The organism is Streptomyces sp. Tu 3180 (assembly GCF_009852415.1).
In the GTDB taxonomy this organism is placed as follows: Bacteria; Actinomycetota; Actinomycetes; order Streptomycetales; family Streptomycetaceae; genus Streptomyces.
In genome coordinates this window covers 12,066-33,108 of the sequence record NZ_WOXS01000001.1, presented here as the reverse complement: position 1 = coordinate 33,108, position 21,043 = coordinate 12,066, and the positions used below count along the sequence as shown (strand labels likewise).

At 68.3% G+C, this 21,043-nt stretch carries 22 protein-coding genes and 3 pseudogenes; 12 read left to right on the top strand and 13 right to left on the bottom strand.

Annotated elements, in window-relative coordinates; translation table 11 throughout:
- Positions 1 to 58: 58 nt before the first annotated feature.
- The 3 genes from GL259_RS00190 to GL259_RS00180 all read right to left on the bottom strand — a co-directional run bounded on the left by GL259_RS00190 (position 59) and on the right by GL259_RS00180 (position 2,475).
- Positions 59 to 310 (bottom strand): hypothetical protein, encoded by a 252-nt coding sequence (locus GL259_RS00190; RefSeq protein ID WP_159528136.1) that lies wholly within the window; start codon positions 308 to 310, stop codon positions 59 to 61.
- An 18-nt stretch (positions 311 to 328) separates the two neighbouring features.
- A complete protein-coding gene (locus tag GL259_RS00185; protein WP_159528134.1) occupies positions 329 to 658 on the bottom strand; it encodes a hypothetical protein in 330 nt (109 codons plus the stop codon).
- Between the two features lie 473 nt (positions 659 to 1,131).
- A complete protein-coding gene (locus GL259_RS00180) occupies positions 1,132 to 2,475 on the bottom strand; it encodes an IS701 family transposase (protein WP_243762162.1) in 1,344 nt (447 codons plus the stop codon).
- A 163-nt stretch (positions 2,476 to 2,638) separates the two neighbouring features.
- Between GL259_RS00180 and GL259_RS00175 the strand changes: the two genes are divergently transcribed.
- Together GL259_RS00175 and GL259_RS00170 are read left to right on the top strand one after the other, a co-directional pair.
- Entirely contained in the window at positions 2,639 to 2,938 is a 300-nt protein-coding gene (locus tag GL259_RS00175; protein ID WP_208026379.1) for a hypothetical protein, read from the top strand.
- On the top strand, positions 2,935 to 3,177 hold the full coding sequence (locus tag GL259_RS00170) for a hypothetical protein (RefSeq protein ID WP_159528130.1): 243 nt from the start codon (positions 2,935 to 2,937) through the stop codon (positions 3,175 to 3,177). Before GL259_RS00175 ends, GL259_RS00170 begins: the two co-directional genes overlap by 4 nt.
- A 185-nt stretch (positions 3,178 to 3,362) precedes the next feature.
- Here the strand turns inward: GL259_RS00170 and GL259_RS00165 are convergent, their stop codons facing one another.
- The 3 genes from GL259_RS00165 to GL259_RS00155 all read right to left on the bottom strand — a co-directional run bounded on the left by GL259_RS00165 (position 3,363) and on the right by GL259_RS00155 (position 6,794).
- Complete coding sequence (locus GL259_RS00165; RefSeq protein WP_159528129.1) at positions 3,363 to 3,785, bottom strand: hypothetical protein; 423 nt, start codon at positions 3,783 to 3,785, stop codon at positions 3,363 to 3,365.
- Between the two features lie 91 nt (positions 3,786 to 3,876).
- On the bottom strand, positions 3,877 to 4,533 hold the full coding sequence (locus GL259_RS00160; protein WP_159528127.1) for a hypothetical protein: 657 nt from the start codon (positions 4,531 to 4,533) through the stop codon (positions 3,877 to 3,879).
- A gap of 1,523 nt (positions 4,534 to 6,056) precedes the next feature.
- Complete coding sequence (locus GL259_RS00155; RefSeq protein ID WP_159528109.1) at positions 6,057 to 6,794, bottom strand: IS6 family transposase; 738 nt, start codon at positions 6,792 to 6,794, stop codon at positions 6,057 to 6,059.
- Between the two features lie 50 nt (positions 6,795 to 6,844).
- Between GL259_RS00155 and GL259_RS00150 the strand changes: the two are divergent.
- Positions 6,845 to 7,198, top strand: a pseudogene (locus tag GL259_RS00150) (DDE-type integrase/transposase/recombinase); the annotation flags it as partial.
- 47 nt (positions 7,199 to 7,245) lie between these two features.
- On the opposite strand, the gene GL259_RS00145 reads toward GL259_RS00150, so the two are convergent.
- The 3 genes and pseudogenes from GL259_RS00145 to GL259_RS37505 form a co-directional block, all read right to left on the bottom strand.
- Positions 7,246 to 7,764 carry a radical SAM protein gene (locus tag GL259_RS00145; RefSeq protein WP_159528125.1) on the bottom strand — a complete coding sequence of 173 codons (519 nt, stop codon included), beginning with the start codon at positions 7,762 to 7,764 and terminating at the stop codon, positions 7,246 to 7,248.
- Between the two features lie 525 nt (positions 7,765 to 8,289).
- Positions 8,290 to 8,845, bottom strand: a pseudogene (locus GL259_RS00140) (XRE family transcriptional regulator).
- A 13-nt stretch (positions 8,846 to 8,858) separates the two neighbouring features.
- Entirely contained in the window at positions 8,859 to 8,996 is a 138-nt protein-coding gene (locus GL259_RS37505; protein ID WP_166461392.1) for a hypothetical protein, read from the bottom strand.
- A gap of 236 nt (positions 8,997 to 9,232) precedes the next feature.
- On the opposite strand from GL259_RS37505, the gene GL259_RS39445 reads away from it, so the two are divergent.
- Both GL259_RS39445 and GL259_RS00125 read left to right on the top strand, forming a co-directional pair.
- The gene (locus tag GL259_RS39445; protein ID WP_159528121.1) at positions 9,233 to 10,201 is read left to right on the top strand and encodes a CAP domain-containing protein; all 969 of its coding nucleotides are present in this window, start codon (positions 9,233 to 9,235) and stop codon (positions 10,199 to 10,201) included.
- Positions 10,202 to 10,965: 764 nt separating this feature from the next.
- Positions 10,966 to 11,853, top strand: coding sequence for a hypothetical protein (locus GL259_RS00125; protein WP_159528119.1), 888 nt, complete (start codon positions 10,966 to 10,968; stop codon positions 11,851 to 11,853).
- 183 nt (positions 11,854 to 12,036) lie between these two features.
- Here the strand turns inward: GL259_RS00125 and GL259_RS00120 are convergent, their stop codons facing one another.
- Entirely contained in the window at positions 12,037 to 12,879 is an 843-nt protein-coding gene (locus tag GL259_RS00120) for a hypothetical protein (protein ID WP_347814597.1), read from the bottom strand.
- A gap of 19 nt (positions 12,880 to 12,898) precedes the next feature.
- Entirely contained in the window at positions 12,899 to 13,162 is a 264-nt protein-coding gene (locus tag GL259_RS00115) for a DUF6207 family protein (protein ID WP_243762134.1), read from the bottom strand.
- 231 nt (positions 13,163 to 13,393) lie between these two features.
- Between GL259_RS00115 and GL259_RS00110 the strand changes: the two genes are divergently transcribed.
- From GL259_RS00110 to GL259_RS00080, 7 genes and pseudogenes are all read left to right on the top strand, one after another.
- Positions 13,394 to 14,053 carry an HNH endonuclease family protein gene (locus tag GL259_RS00110; protein WP_159528117.1) on the top strand — a complete coding sequence of 220 codons (660 nt, stop codon included), beginning with the start codon at positions 13,394 to 13,396 and terminating at the stop codon, positions 14,051 to 14,053.
- A gap of 373 nt (positions 14,054 to 14,426) precedes the next feature.
- On the top strand, positions 14,427 to 14,927 hold the full coding sequence (locus GL259_RS00105; protein WP_159528115.1) for a lamin tail domain-containing protein: 501 nt from the start codon (positions 14,427 to 14,429) through the stop codon (positions 14,925 to 14,927).
- Positions 14,928 to 15,172: 245 nt separating this feature from the next.
- Positions 15,173 to 15,595 (top strand): DUF1622 domain-containing protein, encoded by a 423-nt coding sequence (locus tag GL259_RS00100; protein ID WP_159528113.1) that lies wholly within the window; start codon positions 15,173 to 15,175, stop codon positions 15,593 to 15,595.
- Positions 15,592 to 15,837, top strand: coding sequence for a DUF1622 domain-containing protein (locus GL259_RS00095; protein ID WP_159528111.1), 246 nt, complete (start codon positions 15,592 to 15,594; stop codon positions 15,835 to 15,837). Before GL259_RS00100 ends, GL259_RS00095 begins: the two co-directional genes overlap by 4 nt.
- A 370-nt stretch (positions 15,838 to 16,207) precedes the next feature.
- Complete coding sequence (istA, locus tag GL259_RS00090) at positions 16,208 to 17,842, top strand: IS21 family transposase (RefSeq protein WP_243762133.1); 1,635 nt, start codon at positions 16,208 to 16,210, stop codon at positions 17,840 to 17,842.
- A 5-nt stretch (positions 17,843 to 17,847) separates the two neighbouring features.
- Positions 17,848 to 18,273 (top strand): annotated as a pseudogene (locus GL259_RS00085) (ATP-binding protein); the annotation flags it as partial.
- A gap of 100 nt (positions 18,274 to 18,373) precedes the next feature.
- Entirely contained in the window at positions 18,374 to 19,111 is a 738-nt protein-coding gene (locus GL259_RS00080) for an IS6 family transposase (RefSeq protein ID WP_159528109.1), read from the top strand.
- Between the two features lie 292 nt (positions 19,112 to 19,403).
- On the opposite strand, the gene GL259_RS00075 is transcribed toward GL259_RS00080, so the two are convergent.
- Both GL259_RS00075 and GL259_RS00070 read right to left on the bottom strand, forming a co-directional pair.
- Positions 19,404 to 19,877: a hypothetical protein gene (locus GL259_RS00075; protein WP_243762132.1), complete on the bottom strand. Its 474-nt coding sequence runs from the start codon at positions 19,875 to 19,877 to the stop codon at positions 19,404 to 19,406.
- Between the two features lie 26 nt (positions 19,878 to 19,903).
- Positions 19,904 to 20,839, bottom strand: coding sequence for a helix-turn-helix transcriptional regulator (locus GL259_RS00070; protein WP_159528107.1), 936 nt, complete (start codon positions 20,837 to 20,839; stop codon positions 19,904 to 19,906).
- Between the last annotated feature and the right edge of the window lie 204 nt (positions 20,840 to 21,043).

The following is a 21,043-nucleotide window of genomic DNA, read 5'->3' as shown; positions in this document are numbered from 1 at the left end:
CACGTACTTGAACGGCCTCGGGGAACATTGGTACAGCGGTGGTTATCGGTGAGAACAATCAAGCCCGGTCGATGAGCTGCCCGAGCACCTTGAGAGCCCGCGCAGAGGCACCACGTGCCGCCATGGCGCTCACGACCTCGTCACGGTCCAACAAGCCGGCACTCCTAAGTTCCGCCACGATATCGCGAGCCGCTTTCTTGCCCAACATGTCGCCGAATCCGTTGTTCTTGTGGAACGACAGCCGATCAAGAGCCTTTACCCAGCGCTCTTCCGAGACCTCAGCCGGATCCTCGGGCCGCAAGAGGTTCACGGCACCGTGTTCACGCGCCTACCCCGCCACGGCGAAGGAGAACCCCTCGACAACGGCCAGCGATGAGTTCCTGGCCAGCTCTTCAGCATAGACAAGGCTCTCAGCAGTCGGAACGTAGGCGAGTACCGGACGGCCGCTCGCCGGCCGGGTGCGCGTCTGCGGACTGGTCACCTCGAACCCGCGAAGCGCTGGGACACTGTCCGCCGCACCGAGGGCATTCAGCACCAGTGCTGCCGTTGTCCGTTCTTCACTGCACCGCTTCCATATCCAGCGAGCTGCCAGGGCCGCAGCTTCGTCGAAGTCCTGCTCTGCGTCTTCGGGCGCCCAGGCCGCATGTCGTATCGCCATGGTCAGACCCTACGTTCCACCAGTGACGCTTAAGTCCGGTATCTGCGACGTTCTGGAGCGCGTTGCCGGGCGGAAACACCGAAGCCGGACCACCTGATGCGGTCCGGCTTCATCGTTAGGCTGACGTCAGAACGGCGGTTCGTCAACGGAAAACTTGGTTGGCGTTGCCCAGGGGTCGTCCTGACCTCTCCAGCCGGAAGACCAGGCAGTAGGAGGGGGCGGAGTGTCTAGCGCCTCGTTCCACAGGTTCCGCAGGCTTTCCCGGTGTGAGGTCGGCTCACCAGTGAAACCGTCCGTCCATCGCCTCGCGTCGGGGGCGCGACCGGCTCGCGCGCACAGCACCGTCAGGACTGCATCGACCACTGCCCAGCTCAATGGGACGGTTTTGCCCCGCAGCATCTTGCGGATGGTCTCACGATTAGTGCTCCAGTTGCAGTTCGCTATCTCTGCTGGTCAGAGGCACCTTCTTGAGTCTATTCGGCTGCCGTGGCGTCAGGCGTCGGAAGTTCGTAACCTCCACCGCGGCGGCGACGGTAGTGGCAGCGTTGTGCGGTTGCCTGGTGGCGGCGTCGCCACCAGGACCAGCTCAACGCGTGATCGGCCTTTCCGCCGGTGTGTCGGTGGGGGACGGTGAACTGCCAGGAGCCGCCGGACTTCTGCCACGGTGAGGGGCGCAAGTTCACTGGAACCGTTTCTGCAGCCCCCCTTGCTGCTGTCGCGGTGGCGGACGTGGCCGAGAGGACCGCGTGGGCCAGCATGGCGAGGGTGATGTGCCGGTACCACCCCGGATAGCGTCGGACCTCGTACTGGTCCAGGCCGCATTCGTTCTTCGCGGCCTGGAAGCACTCCTCGATCGCCCACCGGCTGCCGGCGATCCGGGCCAGCTCGGGAACCTCAGTTTCGACGGGCGCGTAGGCGAGGTAGTAGGCGATCTCTTTCGGGCGGGCGAGGCTGCGGCGGGCCAGCACCCACCGTTCGTGCGTAGGGTGGTCGCCGTCGAAGTCAGGGATGGCCGGCAGTTTCGCCGCGGCCCAGTCGTAGACGCGCGGCCCCTTCGCTCCGGCACCGCAGGAGTGGCGTTCCCAGGCCTCGTCCGGCGCCTGGGTGATGAGGAGGTCGATCCGGCCCGGCGCGGGGACGGGCTGGGACTTGGGGACGGCCAGGACGTAGCCGACGCCGGCTTCCTCGAGCATCCGCCGCAGCCGCCATTCCTGGCCACAGGCCGAGTCCGCGGTCACCCGGGCGATGGGCAAGGGCGAGGCCAGGGCCCGCTGGATCATGGCTTTGGCCAGGTCGCCCTTGGTCGCGAAGTCGCGGTCGTCGGGTATCTTCGCCGCCTCGCAGCGGTCCCGGTGGGACGTCCAGGACTTCGGCAGATACAACTCCCGGTCCACCAGTGCCCGTCCTTGCCGGGTGGCGTAGGCGGCGAAGACCCCGATCTGGCAGTTTTCGGTGCGGCCGGCGGTGCCGGAGTACTGCCGCTGGACCCCGGCCGAGACCGTGCCTTTCTTCAGGAAGCCGGTGTCGTCGAGGACCAGCACACCGTCTGGGTCTCCGAGCTTCTCGGCGATGTACTCCTGCAGGTCGTCACGCACCTCGTCGGCACTCCAGCGCGCACGGTTCAGCAGGTTCTGCAGGCCCGCAGGCGTGCGGTGGCCTGCGTACTCGGCCAGCTGCCAGCTGTTCTTGCGGCCCACCGGACCGAGCAGGCCATGGACGTAGGCCCGCATCTGTCGCCGCAGGTCCGCCCGCCCGAACCGGTGACCGATCCGTACAAGTGCCTCTTCCAGTTCCGCCGACCAGACGTCGGGCCGCACATCCTGCATGACAATCACAACGGATTGCCGCGGTGGAGGTTACGAACTTCCGACGCCTGATGCCACGGCAGCCGAATAGACTCAAGAAGGTGCCTCTGACCAGCAGAGATAGCGAACTGCAACTGGAGTACTAGACCTGTCGGCCCTGGCGCTCCTCCTGGTCGTGGCCCGTGAGAAGAGCTGGTCGACCTTCCCCGCGAAGAAGGTGCCCGCGTGGTACGGCTGGTCGGCCGACACGCACGAGCGCGGCCTGAAGAAGCTCCTGGAACTCGGCCTCGTAGAGCGCCGGGAGGAGTACAAGAAGGCCCCGCTGTCCCCCCTCGGCGTGACCATGGCCTACCAGTACGCGCGCACCGCCATCCTTCGGCCGCGCAAGTCCCACAAGCAGGTCACCACTTCGGCCACCGTGTCTCCCACCATGAAGAGGGCCACGAAGACCTCGCGAAGCGAGGGCGCTCAGTGATCGTGTACATCGAGCCCCTCGGCGCGGCCATCCTGCTCGTGGGCATCATGGTGGGCTGCCTCGTCTACCGGCACACCCGCGCGTCCGCCGCACCGGCCAGCCGCGGTGACATCGTCGGCGCCATCGCCTCCGCCGCTGCGGTCATCACCGCCTTGGTCCTGTTGCTCGGAGGGGGCAACAAGGCCACGGCAGAGAGCGAGAGCCCTGCTCCCGCGTCCACATCCACCGCGGTGAGGTAAGCACACTCACCTCCCGCGTCCGCGCCCTGCCCAAGCTCCTCCTGTGCGGGGCGCGACCTGTTCGGTCGCCGGAACGCCTTACAACGTATCGGCTGGGGACGTTACAGCTCAGGTGCCGTGGGGCGGGGGTCCCAAGGCCTGGCATTTGGCCGGACACGGAGGCGTGAGCCCCGGTGAAGGCTGTGTCAGGGCTGGTGGTTTCCGGAGATCACCGCGATTTTCCAGGTGGGAGTTCCGCCGGTCACCTGGATGGTGAGGTGCTGGGGCTTTTTGTCCTCGTAGATGACGCCCACGGTGGGAACCCCGCCACACGTGACCGGATGGGGGTTGGTGCTGTCCCGGTCCACGATCGAGACCTTGCCCTTGCCCTCACAAGCCGCGTAGAGGGTGTAGGCGCCTTCCTGCGGGGTGAATTCGGGAAGTTCTTGGTCCTTGTTGCCGGTGGTCTCGGCCACCAGGAACTGCGCGTCCTTGGGCAGATCCAGGCTGGGCGGCGGTGTGACAGGTGTCCGTGTGGGCTGGCCGGAGGAGGCTGTCGAGCCGGAAGGGCTCGGACGCTTCGCCTCGGGCTCATCGGAGCAGCCTCCGACGAGGAACAACGTCGCCACGACGGCAACGGCGGGTATGGAGCGACGCAACGGGGTCTCCCAAGAGTGAGGGCGGGGCGCCCGGCCCCGGTGTCGGGGCCGGGCGCGGCGGCTAGCTGACGCGCCAGCCTTCGCGGTAGGGGGCCCAGACGGTCATGGACTGCTTGTTGGACTTCTGGCAGGCGCTGCCCCGGTAGTACTTGTACCCGTAGACCTTTTCCTTCATGATCCCGTAGTCGCCGTACACGATGCTCTTCGCGGGGATCTCCCCGTAGACCTCGACGCCGATTTCCGAGGTCCAGCTCTTCTTGGCGTTGACGTTGATCTCCGCCTTGATCGAGCCGAGAACCACGACCTTCATTTCCCCGCTGAGAGTCACCGACCCTCCGACCTCGGTCGTCCCGGACTTCTTGGAGGTGAACTTGAAATCAAGAGACCGAGACGTCTTATTCTCGGCGAAGGTGTGGTACTTGACGGACATGGTGTTCTTCTTGTTCTCGGTGATCTTGAAAAACCAGCCGGGCTTGCACTCGATCCCCTCCGGTTCCCTGTCGGGCAGGTCCGCCTCCGGTGTGACCGTGTCCTCGGGTTCGCCCGGGACGGGCAGGTCCTCGTCGAGCTCCTGGCCCTCGACCTCGACACCGGTGAGAATCTCGTCGTTCGGCAGGTCCTCACCTGCCGCGGAGGCAAGGGCGTGCGGCGCGCCGGCACCGAGGGTGAGCACCACCAGGGCGGTGGCCGCGCTGATGCGGGCAAGTCTGGACTTCACTAGCATGTCCCTTCGCTGGTCGGTGCGGGCACGACGCCCGGCGCACCTCATGGCCTGGAAACCGTGTGCGCTGGGCAGTGCCCGCGCCTCCAGGAGTCCTGGAGGCGAGATGGACAGTAACCAGCGCCGGGCCCGGCCGACAGACGCTTTTAACGGGTGGCCGGAATTCTTCCGGTGGGGTAACTCGGACAACGGGCTCCTTTTTCTCATCAGGGAGCCTTCCGGTTACCCAAATCGGGCAAATCCGCGAAATGGAATGGCCGATCTTCGCGGTGGGAAACCTCAAATCCCCCTCAGAGGGACACCGGTTACCAACCCGGCCACACGCCGCAATGAATCCCGCCTCTTGCAGACGGCGGCCACGGCGGACGACTGGGCCGGCCTCACCCCGCGTCAATACAAGGCCCGCAAGGTGGCCCGCATGATCGTGACCGCCGGAGGCAACACCGACTTCACTGCCGGCCGACGGCGCCGCATCACACAGAACAGCGACTGCGGCCGTCTCCTCGAGCGGCTCCAGATTCACCACCTGTGCCCGCTGGCCCCAGGTACTGACCGCGGTATCCCGACTGGTGACGATCAACAGCCCGGCACCGTCGGGGCGCAGCCATCCCCGGTACACGGCCACCGGCTCCCGGCCCGGCCCGATCCGCGCGGGAGTGTCGACATTGTCCACGACGACCATCCAGCCCGGCACTGCCGCCAGGTGCTCCCACACCACATCGACCAGCACGGCCTGACCCCGCCGCGCCGCCTCCAGCAGCTCCTCGGCAAGCCCCAGGGCCTGTGCGATCCGGGTCAGGTCCTCGGCCAGGCGGCTGGCATCGTCCTGCCAGCAGACCCAGAACACCGCCCTCCCCGCCTGCTGCGCTTGACGGGCAGCCTGGGCGGCGAGGGTGGTCCTGCCCAGACCACCAGCCCCGCACACCACCGCCATCCCCCCACCACCCCGCGCCAGACGGTTCAGCAGGGCGAGCTCACTGTTCCGGCCCCGCACAAGCGCCGTCGGCACCGGAGGCCGCAGCGAAGCACTGACCGCGGCGGCCGGTACCCACTCCCGCGCCACCACCCCACCAGTCACCGAACCGGCTTCCGCGCCACCGGGGGCGCGCAGGGCATACAGGGAGACCGGCAGACTCAGCAGCGCGACGGCGCCGTCCACGACACTGGCCGTCTGATCCGCCGCCTCCAGCCCGAAACGGGCAACCGCCTAGACCACCGCCCCCACGAAGGCGGCCAACGCCGCAACCAGCACCAACCGGACCAGTACGCCCGCCCACCCGACCGACCTCGCCCCGCGCACCGGCATCCCCCTCCACCGTCACCGTGAAGCGAGAATGCCCCGAACCAGCCCCACCAGGAACCTGAACAGATCAGCCGGTACGCAGCCGTGACACCTCGCCACACGCTCCGAACACCAGTGCCGCTCCGTACCGGGCATCGCGCGGACGCTGTCACGTTGTTGAGTGTGCGAGTGCCTGACGGCGTGTCGTGTGTGGTGGAGCCGGGTTCCGGCTCCGAGCTCAGGCCTCGGCGGACCGGCCGACGACGCCGGTGACCTGGTCCCAGATGGCGAAGCGGACGGTCATCTCGGCGCGGTAGTTGTGTGCGGTCATCAAGTGGCGGCGGGGTCTGAAGTGGGGTGAGATGCCGCTGAACGCGGCCAGGAACCGCTGCGCCCCGCCGGCGCTGCGGAAGCCTTTCATGGCGCGTTCGCGTTGCCGGGTGGGCTGGTGGCTGTTCTCGGCCCGGTTGTTCAGGCTCTTGTGGGAACGGTGTTCGACCGAGGGCATGACCTCGCGGTGGGCGGCACCGTAGGAATGCAGCTTGTCGGTGACGACCACCCGCGGCACCGCACCGGTCCTCTTCAGCAGCCTGCGGAAGAAGCGCCTGGCGGCGGTCGTGTCCCGCCGGTTCTGCACGAGGATGTCCAGCACGGTGCCGTCCTGGTCGACAGCCCGCCACAGGTACTTCCGCTCTCCGTTGATCTTCACGAACACCTCGTCCAGATGCCATTTATCCCCGGGCCTCGGCCGGCGGCGGCGCAGTCCGTTCGCATAGGCCTGCCCGAACTTGGCGCACCACCGCCGGACCGTCTCGTACGAGACGACCACACCGCGTCCAAGCATCAGCTCCTCGACCTCCCGAAACGACAGCGGGAAGCGGAAGTACAGCCACACGCAGTGGGAGATGACCTCGACCGGGTACCGGTGCCCCTTGTACGACGGCGACGCGCTGTCCACGGACAACCCCTCCCGCATGATCAACCAGAAGATCATCCCACCAGCTCAGCCAACGTGACAGCGCCCGCAGGTTGCTCAAGAAGGCCTGCTCGGTGCCGCGGGTGGTGGTCACCGACAAGCTCCGTTCCTGCGACGCGGCCCACCGCGAGGTCATGCCCTCCGTGGAACACCGCTCGCACAAGGGCCTGAACAATCGGGCCGAGAACTCCCACCAGCCCACCCGGCAGCGCGAGCGTGCCATGAAGGGCTTCCGCAGCGTCGGCAAAACCCAGCGGTTCCTGTCCGCGTCCAGCGGCATCTCACCCCATTTCCGGCCCCGCCGCCATCTGATGACCACCGCCCACTACCGCGTCGAGATGACCATCCGCTTCGCCATCTGGGACCAGATCACTGGCGCCACCGCCCCGCCCACCGCAGCGTAATCCAGGCCCCGCCCGCCCCCTCTACGCCCTGACACGCCCTCAACCGATCAACACCCCACCAACGTGACAACGCCCCCACGGTCGCCTCCATCCAGGACGGCGACCTTCAGCCGGATGCCGCGTCTGACGGCCTCGGCGATGTTGGCGCGCGTCGCCCGGTGCGAACCGGCCCGGCCGGTGACCGCGTCGTGCTCGGCCGCGACGGTGCTGTGGTACGTCGTCGCCAGCCGCGCACCGGGGTGCGCCAACAGCCGCCAGTGCTCGGCGCGAACCCGCAGCAGGTTGCTGTAGACCCGGACGCGCAGACCGGCGCCGACCGCCCGCTGCACCATCCGGGCGAAGGCCGGGTGCAGGGTCGGCTCGCCGCCGATCAGCTGGATCTCCTCGGCGCCCAGATCGGCGGCTTCCTCGATGGTCCGGTTCCAGTCGTCCTCGGTCATGCCGCCGTGGCTCCGCGTCGGCCCGGACCGGGCGTAGCAGAGGGTTGGACAGGTGAGCTGGCAGCGGCCGGTGATCTCCAGCGACAAAAACCGCAGCGCGGTGGGGGCCTCCGCAGCGCTCGTCATGACGCGATCGTAGGCCGCGAGCAGTCAACCTGCCCGCCGTTGTGGCTATTTGCTTCCCGGCCGTGTAACCGGGCATGCAGGCGCGGCTCCGTCCCGTCTCCCGCGACCTGCGGCGTAACCATTGCTCCAGGACCAGGTTCACCGCGAACACGGCCTGAGGATCCCCCCGGCCCGCACGCTGCGCCGTGGCGAGGCCTCGATCGTGGCACGCCGCAACCCCGCAGTTCCAGGCCGATCAGCACCGTTCCGTCACCTGCCGCCACAGGGACGTACGCTTCCCGCCGAAGCCGCCTTCCCGCCGTCCTCGCAGGTCAAGGCCAGTACACCCATCGCATTCCGTCATCTCGCGCCAATCCGGCAGACCGGGGACGCAACCGCCTGCGCCACCCTGCCCCCGTGCGCTCGGCCCGACGACACTCCGCCCGCAGTCCTGCTGCAGGCACGGCACAACGCACCTCGCCACCGAGCCCCTGCCGCTCACCGCCCGGTGTGTCGATGCCCGGTGTGTCGGTGTGGCGGTTTTGCCTACAGCTCGAACTGAAGGTCGAGGAGGTCGGTGAGTTCTACTTCGAGGCCGTGGGCGCGGCGGCCGTTGTCGCGGAAGTAGACCTCGCCCAGGGCTTCGGCGGCGATCTGGCGCAGCTGGTCCTCGGTGAGGCCGGCCTCCTGGGCCTGGAAGAGGCGGGCGGCGTGGTCGGGCGGCAGGGCGAGGGTGAGGTGGCGCAGCCGTGCGTCGTCGGTGCTGCCGGGGGTGGCGGTGTAGCCGAACCGGACCCGGGCATCGATCATGATGCCGCCGGTGGTGGCCGCGGTCTGCTTCGTCCTGGCCCGGATCTGCGGCTGCCAGCGGGCACGCACCTCGCGCTCCAGCCGCTCGGCGAGCTGCGGCCGGGGGTGTTTGATCTGGTCCTTCACGTACCGCTCGACGGTGCGCTGGCTGATGCCGAGCAGCTCGGCCACGCGCCGGGTACTGCGCTGGTGCTGCTTGACCAGGTAACGCATCTGCGCCCTGGCGGACTTGGGAACGGGGCGTGTGAACGCCCTGCACCGCCTTGTCGAGTTCTTCCCCGACCGTGACCATTGCCGTAGTGCCCCTATTCTCCGGTGTCCTTGGCGGTGACCTCGCCGGTCTTGATGTAGCGGGCGAGGTTGGCGACGGGGCCGTTACCGGCGAGCTGCTCGAGCACGTTGGCGCCCCACAGCACGCTCCGGGTGCCCTCGTGTTTGACCATGCCGGGCGACACCCCCAGCCGGAACGAGCCCGGCACGGTAGGAGCTGGCGCCTCGAGCGCGTGCGGACTGCACACGCGGCCACTAGGCTGTGGACAAAGGAAACCTTGGCAGTGATGTAGTGATGTGTTGTCCCGCACGGGTCAGCTTTATGGCGTGCCTCATCCGCCGATAGTCGAGATGTAGGCCGCGACATCGTTGCGGAACGCCCAGAGCGTGGTGGACTGAGGTGAGGGTCATGACCTTCGACCTGAGAGGGCCGCTGTCAAGTCGGACAGGCCAAGAAGGCTGGTGCTTCTGTTCTAAATGCTGGGGGATGTTCTATCAAGGTGGTTCCTCAGGCGCCGTGGGGCGGTGTCCGGTCGGTGACGGCCATCTGGCGGAGGGCTTGAACTTCTTCCTTCCCCATGATGTTCAACTCACCTCGGCGCAGCCGGGATGGCGTTTCTGTGACAAGTGCTGGGGGATGTTCTACGAAGGTGCGCAGCCTGGGCCCAAAGGGCGTTGCCCGGTCAATGGTGCCCATAACCCGGCAGGATTCAAGTTCATCCTACCGTTCGATGCGCAAGCGTCGTGGACCCAGCCGGGATGGCGTTTCTGTGACAAGTGCTGGGGGATGTTCTACGAAGGTGCGCAGCCTGGGCCCAAAGGGCGTTGCCCGGTCAATGGTGCCCATAACCCGCAAGGAATAAGGTTCGCGCTCCCGAACTGGGGTCTTCCTTCCAATGCGGGAAGCTCGGAGCGGAACAAGGTTTTCAGCAGGGTCAACGATACGCGAAGGCAGCAACAGCCACCGTGCTCCGTCGATTTGCGGGTTGACAGACGCTTGGATGGAGTGGCGCAATACCACAGCCAAGACCTCGCTGATCACCCCGGTCTTTGGGAAAAGAGGGACGCGAACAACCAGCCGGGTCATTACGGTTCCAACAACAGTTTGCCAGCGCAGCGGATCCAATTGGCTGTGGGTACCCCTGGCACGGAAAATGTATCCGTCCACTTCACATGGGGCAACGCGACCCCGCCTACGGCTCAGGCTGCCTTAGACTCGTGGATGGACAGCAGAATACACAAGGCCAATCTTCTCAACTGTGCCCACAAGGCGACTGGTGTGGGGTTCGCCATCGGATCTGGAATCATTCCTGCGGGACATAGCGGGGCGGGTCAGAATGGGACGTTCTACTATTTCACTCAGGTCTTCCATTCCTGATTCAACACCCTGCATTTGCCTTGCAATAGGGACATCCGCCATGACCAGGCGCTGCGCCGTCGAGCGCCGCATCGCCCACACCAGGGCCTCGCGCACGGCCGGCCACGGCGGCTTAGGCACCGCCAACTGCCCGAGCGGGAGCGGGCGTCCGGCCTCGGCGTACCAGGCGATCACCGTCCAGCGCACATCCCGCCCCGCCCTCGCATGCCGCCCGAGCACCGCGGCCACCGCGACGGTCTCCTCGGCGAGCACCGACACCGAGCCGCGCCCGCGCCCCAGCCACACCCGCGCGTGCCGGGGCAACAGTCCCTGCCGCCGCCACCGCTCCAGCTGCGCCGCCGACACCGCGACGCCCCCACCGCCGGCGGCCGCACCGCACTCGCGTACGCCGGCACCACCCTCCTTCTGCTCCTGGCCTTCACCGCCGCCCCCGCCCACCGCACCGCCGCGCGCCGCACACTCCACCTCCTGCTGCGCCTCGCCCCCCTGGTATCCCGACCGCCCATAGCCGCCGCGTTGTACGGTGTCGCCCGGCCGAGGAATTCTCGCCGCGGAGGGCGCTGAACTGCTCGCCCCCGCTGCGCGACGCCCGGCGGCGCAGCCGACCACACGGCACCGCGTTCCACCACATACCCGTAGAACCTGCGCAGGCTGGCTCCTGAGGCTCACGCCGGCCCCCGGGGCGGCGAGGGTGAGGACCGCTGTGCGAATTCCCTGGGTGATTGCGGGCGGTGATGTCGGCGGCGGCTGCCAGGATGATCGTCATGACACACACCACGGGGACGATCCGCCGGGACGCGGCGGATCTCGCGGAAAGCCTTCTCACCCACGATGATGTCGAACTGGACCGGCCGTTCACGATCCTGACGCACGGGGAGACAAGCGGCCTGGTCGAACGCCGTGAGGCTCTGCGGCCGGTCTACGAGGCCATCGTGGCGCGCATCGGCCGGCCCAAACTGCTGGGCGGCACCGCCCACGGACCCAGCGTGCGGTGGAGTACCTCTGAGCGAATTCTGCTGCTGTCCGGGGACCACAGCGAAGCGACCCTGTCCGTGCATCAGGCGGAATCGTTCGTCCGGGCTGAGTTTTCCGCCCTCGACTCGGGTCGCCTGCCTTACACGTGGCAGCTGGACCGCCACGGCCCCGGTGAGGACCACGGCTGGACCTTCAACGGGCACGCAGCGGCAAACGGCTGGGCGTCGTGTGAGGAGCGACTGGCGGGGATTCTCGCCTCCTGGGCGGAACACATGCCCATACAGGCCCCCGGTGACTGGGCGAGCTTCAAGCTCTGGGCGTCACGGGACTGGGGACGCACCCTGCTCGTGGCCTACGAGCCGTTCGAAAAGGACCGCGAGTTCCACGCCGCCGTCCAGGACCGGGACCACGAGCAGACACCCGAGCGTGCGGCGGAGATGCGTGCGAGGGGCTGGCAGTACGTGGATGAGCACCGGTGGTGGCGCACCACGCTGCCCGAGACGGACCCGATGGCGGCCGCTGCACTCGCGCGCCTGATCGTCACCGATCTGCGGGCCCGCGGCACCGTGTGCCCGGACGAGGTGACTGCCTGGGACATCAGCGCCGGCGACGCCGGCGACCTGTGGGTGCCCGGCATCGGGGTGGACGTGCACCCGCGCCGCGGAGAGCACTTCTAGTCGTGGGGACAGTGCGGTACAGCCGTTGGCGGTGATGCGCTCAGCCCGCCGGCCCGGACCCGAAAGGCGGGGTGTCGGCGGGTGACAGGTCGGGGCGCGGCCGATGCCAGCGTGCCGGGTGGCGCCAGCGTCCGACGCTGTCGCGGGCGACATCGACGCCGACCTCCACCACCAGCTGCGGCGTCACGAGGGTGACGCGCAGGCTCTCGCGCGAGCCCCAACCCGCACTGAACGACCAGCCCGTCCAGGGGTGGTCATCTCCGGCCGGGGTGAGGAGTCCGGCGAGCGCCCCGCCCGCGGTCTGCGGAAGGGCCGTGCTGCCGCCCGACGTACCGCAGTCGCCCGTCGGTGTCGTACCGGCCCAGCAGCAGCGTGCGGGGAGCGGCCGGCGGGCCCGTGAACGCGCCGACCACGGCGTCCTCGGTGGCGCGCACCTTGTAACTTGCGCCAACCACGCACGGACGGCTCGTAGCCGCCCTCCAGCCTCTTGAAGACCACACCTTCGAAACCGACCGCTGTCCAGCTGGTCAGCCACTCGCGCACGGTGGCCGGGTCGGTGGTCGACGGGCACAGCGCCCACGGTGCGGTGAGCCGCCGCTCGACGAAGAGATGCTCCAGTGCGGCCCTGCGGCGCCGGTAGGGCCACCCGGTCGTGTCGGTGCCCGCCAGGCGCAGCACGTCGAAGGCGACGAAGTGGACAGGCCACTCAGCGGCGAGACGGACCGCGCCGGCGCCGCGCCGCTGCAACCGCCCCTGCAGCCGCTCGAAGGCGAGCCGACCGCCCTCCCATACGACCAGCTCCCCGTCGAGAGAGGTCGCATCCGGCAGCTGCGCGGCGCCGGAGCCCACCTCGGGGAAGGAAGGAAGGAGGTTCGTGCCCCTGCGTGAGCGCAGCACCAGGTGCCCAGCGTCCAGCGAGAGCAGCGCTCGCCATCCGTCCCACTTCATCTCGGCCGCCCACCCGGGCGCAAGGGCGGAATCCGGCGCGAGGGCGGCGAGCATCGGCTCCGGCAGCGTCCACGTCACACCGAACCCCTTTCCACGTCTACGAGTCGGGCCGCTGCCACAGGTCCAGGAAACAGCGCAGCCGCACGCCTGGCTCGCCGGGCTCGTGGGTTACGCGTTCCGCCGGCGCGATCGCCCACCGCGTGGTGAGCAGCTCCTGGACCGCAAACGCGGTCTCGTCATCGGCGGCCGCGACCTCCACAACCGCAAGTCCCGGCTCCGCCACATGCCCGTCGTTGATCGGCCTCATAATCAGCACTACGCTCCGACGCCCGCTGGAGTTCTCCCCTCCGGGCAGCGTCACCCGGACCGGGTACAGCGGGGCGTGCGTGCTGACCTCCTCCAGCCTGTTCGCCCGGCCCGGGGCCCGATCAGCCTGCTCCTTTCCAGGTGGCCGGGCGCACGGAGACGCTCGAGCGTGAGGCGCTGTGAGAAGGCCCGCTGCCCGGTTCCCGGTACGACCATTGCGTCCATATGGGCGGCGTACTCGGAGAACGCCTGATAGCGCCCCCTCGGGGGCCGTTATGAACGGCTCATGCTCACCTTTGTGCTGCGCGGCCTGGCCGCCGTCTCCCTCGCCGTCCTGCCCCTCACGATCCCCGCGCCCGCCCACGCCGCGGAGACGCTTTCACTGGCCGAGGCTGTCACCCGTCTGCCGGTGGATACCGAGTCCCGCGACGGTTACGACCGGGATGCCTTCCGTCACTGGAACACCGGGGATGATCCGGCTGACGGCTGCAACACGCGCAATGAGGTCCTGCTCTCTGAGGCCGTTGAGCCGCCCACGGTCGGGCCCCGGTGCCGCTTGTCGGGCGGGCGCTGGTGGTCGTACTACGACCAGGTCTGGGTGACGTCGGCTCCCGGCCTCGACATCGACCACATGGTGCCCCTTGCGGAGAGCTGGGACAGTGGGGCATCCGCGTGGACGGCGCAGCGGCGTGAGGCGTACGCCAACGACCAAGGCGCCGACGCCAGTCTGGTCGCCGTCACCGCCCGCTCGAACCGGTCCAAGGCCGACCAGGACCCCGCCGAGTGGCTGCCGCCGGCGGCCGAGGTGCACTGCCGGTACGTCGCGGAATGGGTCGCCACCAAGCTCCGCTGGAGCCTTGCGGCTGACGAAGCCGAAGTGACCGCCCTGAGCAAGGTGGCGGCCGGCTGCCCCGACCAGACCGTGACCTACGAGCCGGCCCCATAGTCCGTCGGCCACCCAGGGCAGCTGGGCAGGGCTCCTGCTGCTTGCCGTCAGGTCAGCGCATACAGGCCGGCCGCCTCTGCGACGGTATGGCTGCCGACGGCCCTCTCCAACTCGGCCGGGGTGCGGTGGAGCGTCCGGCGGACCGTGACAATCTCGATGGAGAGCGCAGCACACTCGGTGGTCCCGCGGCGGAAGTCCGTTCGCCGGGCAGACCCTCAGCTCAGCCGCACCTGGTGCCCCACCAAGCCCCGCTTCTGTCAACTACCAGCCCACGCTGTCTAGTCTTCACGTTTCCTTCATCATTTGACCATGTGATGGTCACGGGTTCGGTATGCTCCCCGATGCTCCATAGGCACCATCAGGGGGAACCCGCATGCGCATCAGCCGTACCCTGCCCGTCGCCGCGGCCGTGGCCGCCGCCGGCGTGCTCAGCCTCACCGCCGCGCCGGCCCAGGCCGCCGAGTACTCCTCGGCGCTGAAGATCAAGGGTGTCCAGTACGACGCCCCGGGCCGGGACTCCAACAAGTGCTCCGGCGGGAACACCAAGGACGAGTACCTGACGATCAAGAACTACTCGAAGACGGCGAACGTGAACCTGAAGGGCTACAAGGTCAAGGACGCCGCCGGTAACACGTTCACCTTCACCAAGAGCCACACCCTGCAGCCCGGCGACTACATCAAGCTGCGCGGCGGCCGCGGCACCGACTCCGACGCCAAGAACGTCGTCTACCGCCAGAACTGCAACTTCATCTGGAACAATGACAAGGACACCATCTACTTCTACAAGCCCTCCGGCAGCCGCGCGGACGTGCACTCCTATACCAAGACGGCCAACGACCGTGACGGCAACGGCTACATCACCTACCACGGCTGACCCGGCAGCCGTCGCCAGACGCAGCGGCGCCCCATCCTGCTTCACGGGCAGGGCGTCGCCTGCCGCTTCCGGCCTTCGTAGAAGGTGATCATCGGCCGCCGTCTGACCGCCGCAGTCCTGGCCATGCAGGCGTCGGCGGTCGAGTACCGGTCGCGCCGGCCGAGTGTACAGGTCCCTGACGTGCAGTACGACTCCCCGCCTCGCCCGCCGTGCCGACCAGGCCGGGTGGGGGTACCCGGCCGCTCATGAACGTTTTCCTGTCGGTGGAAGTGCTGCCCGAGTCCACGCTCCGGAACGTGGTGGACCTGCTGGTGAGACTGGTGGAGGCGGCCGGGGCCCTGATCATCTTCGTGGGGGCCGCCTGGGCGTTCGGCCACTTCCTCCTGGCAGGAATCCGTGGCGGCGGCGTGGGCCGCCAGTTCAACCGGATCCGGCTCTCCCTGGGCCGGTTCCTGGCGTTGGGCCTGGAGTTCCAGCTCGCCGGGGACGTGCTGCGCACCGCCATCGCGCCGAGCTTCACCGAGATCGGGCAGCTCGCCGCGATCGCTGCGATCCGGACCGCCCTGAACTACTTCCTCAGCCGGGAGATCGCCAACGAGCGCGCCGAGATCGAGCGCGAGCGCCGCAAGGAGGCGGACGGCTCCCGCGCCCCGGCGGGACCGGCGTGACCGCCCTCCTGCACCTGGCCGCTCTCGCCGCCACCGCCTTCGGGCTCATCGCAGCCGCGGTGGTGTTCGCGGCGGCGAGACGGCTGATGCCCGCACTGGCCGTCCTGCTGGACTTCCTCATCGCGGCAGGGCTGCTGCGGCTGGCGGGTGAGCCCAGCTGGGACGCCATCATGGCGGCCGCCGCCGTGATCGCCATCCGCAAGCTCGTCACCGCAGGCCTGCGCTTTTCCCCGTCGCACTGACCGAGCGGGTCAACAGGCTGCGCCGGTGTCAGATGCCCGTTTTCCAGCGGCGTGCGGCCTGGCCCGTGTTGCCGGGGCAGAAACTGTCGGCGGTCACGTAATTCCCCACGATCTGCATGATCAGCGCCACGTAATTCCCCACCCTTGTGGTCACGATTCCCCACCGGGGCGCCGACCATCGATGGTGCCACCGACCATGCTCGAACTGGCGCGATGTTCCCTGTTTCGGGTGGTTTGATCACTTATTGACTATTCCTTGCGAATCGGCCGGGTTCCCCATGGGCATGCCGGTGCCCGGGTTGAGGGTGCTGGCCTCTCGGAGTGTCACAGGCCCTCGATCCGCGAGCCGAGAGGCCGACGGACGCACCGGATGGCAAGGAGAACATTCACCGTGGTCGACATCGTCGAGATCTACGTGCACTGGTACGCGGGCCGGTCCAAGAGCCAGGTGTCCGCATCGCTGGGGGTAGACCGCAAGACGGTCAGGAAGTACCTGGCGCCGGCGGAGAAGGCGGGGATCACCCCGGGCGGGCCGCCCATGAGCGAGGCGGACTGGGCCAAGCTGCTCAAGAGCTGGTTCCCCGAGCTCACGAGCCGGAAGCTGAACCAGGTCAGGTGGGGCGAGATCGAGCCGCACCGCGACTACGTCAAGGAACTGCTGAAGACCACGACGGTCACCACGATCCACCAACGTCTCCGCGATGAGGGCAAGTTGAAGGTATCGCTGACGACGTTCCGCCGCTGGGTCCACGAGAACCTGCCCGACGAAGCGGCCCGCTCCAAGGTCACGGTGCTGCGGGACGACATCGAGCCGGGCTCGGAGGCCCAGATCGACTACGGCTTCCTGGGGCAGTGGATCAACCCCACCAGCGGCAAACGGCACCGCATCTGGGCATTCGTGATGGTGCTGCCCGCCTCGCGGCACATGTTCGTCCGCCCGGTGACGCACATGGACCAGCACGCCTGGACCCTCGCACACACGGAAGCCTTCCGCTTCTTCGGCGGCGTCCCGCGCCGCCTGGTGCCGGACAACCTCAAGACCGGGGTCGACAAGCCGGACCTCTACGACCCGAAGATCAACCGGTCCTATGCCGAACTCGCCACCTACTACGGGACGTTGGTGGATCCGGCCCGGGCGTCGAAGCCGAAGGACAAGCCGCGGGTCGAGCGGCCCATGCCCTATGTCCGCGACTCGTTCTGGAGCGGTCGGACGTTCACCTCGCTGGAGCACATGCAGGCCGAGGCCCTGCTCTGGGCCACCAACGTCGCAGGCCAGCGGCAGTGCCGCCCGCTGGGCGGCGCGAAGCCGCTGTCCGTATTCGAGGCGGCGGAGGCCAAGGCCCTGCTGCCGCTGCCCGAGGAACCGTTCGTGCTGGCCCGATGGTCACAGGCCACCGTCGGCCCGGACATCCACATCAAGGTCGGCCGCACTCTCTACTCGGTGCCCTGGAAGCTGATCGGCCGCCGTGTCGATGTCCGCTCCACCGCCACCATGGTCCAGGTCTTCCACGAGGGCGAGCTCGTCAAGACCCACGCGGCCCTGGAGCAGGGCAAACGCACCGACAAGAACGACTACCCGCCAGAGAAGATCGCCTTCCAGATGCGGACGCCGATCTGGTGCCGCGGCCAAGCCTCCCAGGTCGGGGACGCCTGCCGCGAGCTGATCGACCAGCTGTTGGAGGTCAACGCCCTCTACCGGCTCCGGGCCGCCCAGGGAGTACTCGGGCTGCGCAAGAAGTACGGCGACGCCAGACTCGAAGCCGCCTGCGCGAAGGCGGTCGCCGTCGGTGATCCGTCCTATCGGACCGTCAAGGGCATCCTGGTCGCCGGCACCGAGACCGACCCGGAACCCGAGACCGGCGACGCCGGGGCCGCGGCCTTCCTGCACGGCCCCGAGGGCCTTTTCGCGGCCACCGTCCCCCTGCAGATCCCCGGCCAGGTTCACGACGACCAGGGTCACACCGACGCCGATGCGGATGTGGACACCGAGGAGGCCGGCCGGTGAGCGTGATGACCACCGCCCTGCGCGAGTCGCTGAAGACGCTGCGGCTGTCCGGCATGCTCGAAACCCTCGACGCCCGCCTCACCCAGGCCCAGAAGGGCGAGCTCGGGCACCTCGACTTCCTCCAGGTCCTCTGCCAGGACGAGATCACCCGCCGCGAATCCGCCGCACTCGAACGGCGCCTGCGCAAGGCCAAGTTCGAGCAGCAGGCCACCCTGGAAGGCTTCGACTTCAACGCCTCCCCGAAGCTGCCCGCCGCCCAGATCCGCGACCTCGCCGCTCTGCGCTGGCTCCACTCCGGCGAGTCCGTCATCTTGTTCGGGCCCGTCGGGGTCGGGAAGACACACGTCGCCCAGGCCCTCGGCCACCAGGCCGTCCGCCAGGGCGCCAACGTCCGCTTCACCAAGACCAGCCGCATCCTGGCCGAGCTCGCCGGCGGTCACGCGGACCGCACCTGGGACAAGCGCATGCGCGAACTCATCCGCCCGGCGCTGTCACGTTGGCTGAGCTGGTGGGATGATCTTCTGGTTGATCATGCGGGAGGGGTTGTCCGTGGACAGCGCGTCGCCGTCGTACAAGGGGCACCGGTACCCGGTCGAGGTCATCTCCCACTGCGTGTGGCTGTACTTCCGCTTCCCGCTGTCGTTTCGGGAGGTCGAGGAGCTGATGCTTGGACGCGGTGTGGTCGTCTCGTACGAGACGGTCCGGCGGTGGTGCGCCAAGTTCGGGCAGGCCTATGCGAACGGACTGCGCCGCCGCCGGCCGAGGCCCGGGGATAAATGGCATCTGGACGAGGTGTTCGTGAAGATCAACGGAGAGCGGAAGTACCTGTGGCGGGCTGTCGACCAGGACGGCACCGTGCTGGACATCCTCGTGCAGAACCGGCGGGACACGACCGCCGCCAGGCGCTTCTTCCGCAGGCTGCTGAAGAGGACCGGTGCGGTGCCGCGGGTGGTCGTCACCGACAAGCTGCATTCCTACGGTGCCGCCCACCGCGAGGTCATGCCCTCGGTCGAACACCGTTCCCACAAGAGCCTGAACAACCGGGCCGAGAACAGCCACCAGCCCACCCGGCAACGCGAACGCGCCATGAAAGGCTTCCGCAGCGCTGGCGGGGCGCAGCGGTTCCTGGCCGCGTTCAGCGGCATCTCACCCCACTTCAGACCCCGCCGCCACTTGATGACCGCACACAACTACCGCGCCGAGATGACCGTCCGCTTCGCCATCTGGGACCAGGTCACCGGCGTCGTCGGCCGGTCCGCCGAGGCCTGAGCTCGGAGCCGGAACCCGGCTCCACCACACACGACACGCCGTCAGGCACTCGCACACTCAACAACGTGACAGCGTCCTGCGCAGGCCGTTGCGCAGCCGAACGCGCAGCAGCTGCGCAACACGCGCCCACCAACCGCGGAACACCCCCGCGGTCAGCGCATCACGCGGAAATCCCCTGGGCTGCGCATCGCCATGCGCAGCAGTCCACACTGCCGCTGATACCGATCTTTGCCGCTGGCATCAGTCGGAAGACGGCGGCTCCTCAGACGGAGCGGGAGTTGGAAAGCCGGTCCTACCGGGTCCTCGTGCCTATGGTACTCGTGAGGAGACCGCCGGCACCCGATGCTCCGAGGCGCTCCTGCACGTGTCCAACCGCTTCGGGCGCGCGGCCCGCTGGGCGCCTGGCGGCGGCTAGGAGCGTGGTGACCCGTGCGGGGTCGGTGCCGGTGATGGTGGCGATGCGGTCGATGCTCAGGCGAAGATCATCGTGCAGGAGCGCGGTGTCTTCGGCCGGGGTGGGAGTGCGGCCGGTGCGGCGGGCGACGGCCCGGGTGTGCTTTTCCCAGGCCCAGGCGGAGGGACACTGCTTGGTCATGAGCCAGGTCCAGTTGCTGGCGATGAGGTCGAAGAGCTGGGTGACGCTGAGGTGAGCCTCCTCTTGGGGAAGGCGTGCAGCGGCGTAGGCGTGGTAGGCCGGGCGGTGCAGGTCGTAGAAGGCGTAGAAGGCGGTCGTGAGCACGGCCGCAGTGGGCGGTGTGGGCTTCATGGTCCTTCCCCCGGTAGGACGGCAGATCAGTTGAGGGTGTCGGTAGGGGCGCTTTCGGCGGCTGCCTGAGCACGCCGCCACAAGGGCCGGGTAATGGTGGGCAGACTTTGCAAGACGACGGTGAGCCGGTCGATCACTGGCCAGTCGGGGACGCCGGGCCCATACAGCGCGCGGCTGAGGTCGTGGGCGCTGATGGTGTGCTGGGCGGCTGTGAGGATGACCTCGGGGTCCGGGGAGCCGAGCGCATAGTGCAGGCCTTGCAGGTAGGTGCGCAGGTACGTGACCGGGTCATTGGCGTTTGAGGGCTGTACGTCGGCGGCTGCTTCCCACAGTGGCTTCATCCACTCGGGGTCGACCCCGCACACGTCGCAGATGATCTTTACATGCTTCCAGGAGGGGTCGCGCTGGCCGGAAAGCATCCGCGAGACGTAGGACTCGTGGACGCCCATCTTTTCGGCGAATTCGCGCTGGCGGCGGCCGGAACCTTCCTTCATCCGGGTCAGAGCGCTGGCCAGGCGCTGGCCCGGGCGGCGCAGGATCGGTGTGTCGGCGGCGGCCTCGGTGTTGTGGGCGGGGGTTGCAGGGTTGGGCCGACGGCGGGTGGCCAGGGCGCGGTCGACGGAGGGCGGATCGTATTTCTTGCGCAGCCGGTCCTCGGTGCGCTTGGCGATCGGTGCGAGGTCTGCTAGCGGCTCACCCTGGGCGCGTTGGCGCACGACGACGACTCCGATCGCCTCGTCCACCAGGTCCCGGAGGGCGACGAGACGCTGGAGAAGTTCGGTGTTCAGCGCGGCCGCGCTGTAGGCGTTGAGCAGCAAGGACTCGGAAACCACGGTGCAGTCCTCGGCGATGTCGCGCAGGGCTTCGGTGCAGCGGCGGGCACGGGCGGGGTCGGCCGAGGGGGCGGTGCGGGCCGGCCGCGGGGCGTTGTCAGCCGTCTGGACGCGGGAACGGGTGGACACAGGGGACCTCTTTCGGGGGTGCTGGGCGGGTATTTGTACCGGCTGTCCGGCCGCGCGGGGCCGGAGAGGCTGGAGCCGGCGGGGGGCACGAGCGACGGCTCGTGCCCCCACCGGCGATCAGGTCAGCGGCGGACAATCCACTGGCGGACCAGTACAGATCCGTGAGCAGCCGTCAGAAAGAGGGCAAGAAGGGGCAGTACACGC

Excerpts from the sequence above, each read along its gene's own strand:
- GL259_RS00185 (WP_159528134.1), bottom strand. The coding sequence starts at position 658 with ATGGCGATACGACATGCGGCCTGGGCGCCCGAAGACGCAGAGCAGGAC.
- GL259_RS00155 (WP_159528109.1), bottom strand. The coding sequence starts at position 6,794 with ATGCGGGAGGGGTTGTCCGTGGACAGCGCGTCGCCGTCGTACAAGGGG.
- GL259_RS00145 (WP_159528125.1), bottom strand. The coding sequence starts at position 7,764 with ATGACGAGCGCTGCGGAGGCCCCCACCGCGCTGCGGTTTTTGTCGCTG.
- GL259_RS37505 (WP_166461392.1), bottom strand. The coding sequence starts at position 8,996 with ATGGTCAAACACGAGGGCACCCGGAGCGTGCTGTGGGGCGCCAACGTG.
- GL259_RS39445 (WP_159528121.1), top strand. The coding sequence starts at position 9,233 with ATGACCTTCGACCTGAGAGGGCCGCTGTCAAGTCGGACAGGCCAAGAA.
- GL259_RS00125 (WP_159528119.1), top strand. The coding sequence starts at position 10,966 with ATGACACACACCACGGGGACGATCCGCCGGGACGCGGCGGATCTCGCG.
- GL259_RS00110 (WP_159528117.1), top strand. The coding sequence starts at position 13,394 with ATGCTCACCTTTGTGCTGCGCGGCCTGGCCGCCGTCTCCCTCGCCGTC.
- GL259_RS00105 (WP_159528115.1), top strand. The coding sequence starts at position 14,427 with ATGCGCATCAGCCGTACCCTGCCCGTCGCCGCGGCCGTGGCCGCCGCC.
- GL259_RS00100 (WP_159528113.1), top strand. The coding sequence starts at position 15,173 with ATGAACGTTTTCCTGTCGGTGGAAGTGCTGCCCGAGTCCACGCTCCGG.
- istA (WP_243762133.1), top strand. The coding sequence starts at position 16,208 with ATGGCAAGGAGAACATTCACCGTGGTCGACATCGTCGAGATCTACGTG.
- GL259_RS00080 (WP_159528109.1), top strand. The coding sequence starts at position 18,374 with ATGCGGGAGGGGTTGTCCGTGGACAGCGCGTCGCCGTCGTACAAGGGG.
- GL259_RS00075 (WP_243762132.1), bottom strand. The coding sequence starts at position 19,877 with ATGAAGCCCACACCGCCCACTGCGGCCGTGCTCACGACCGCCTTCTAC.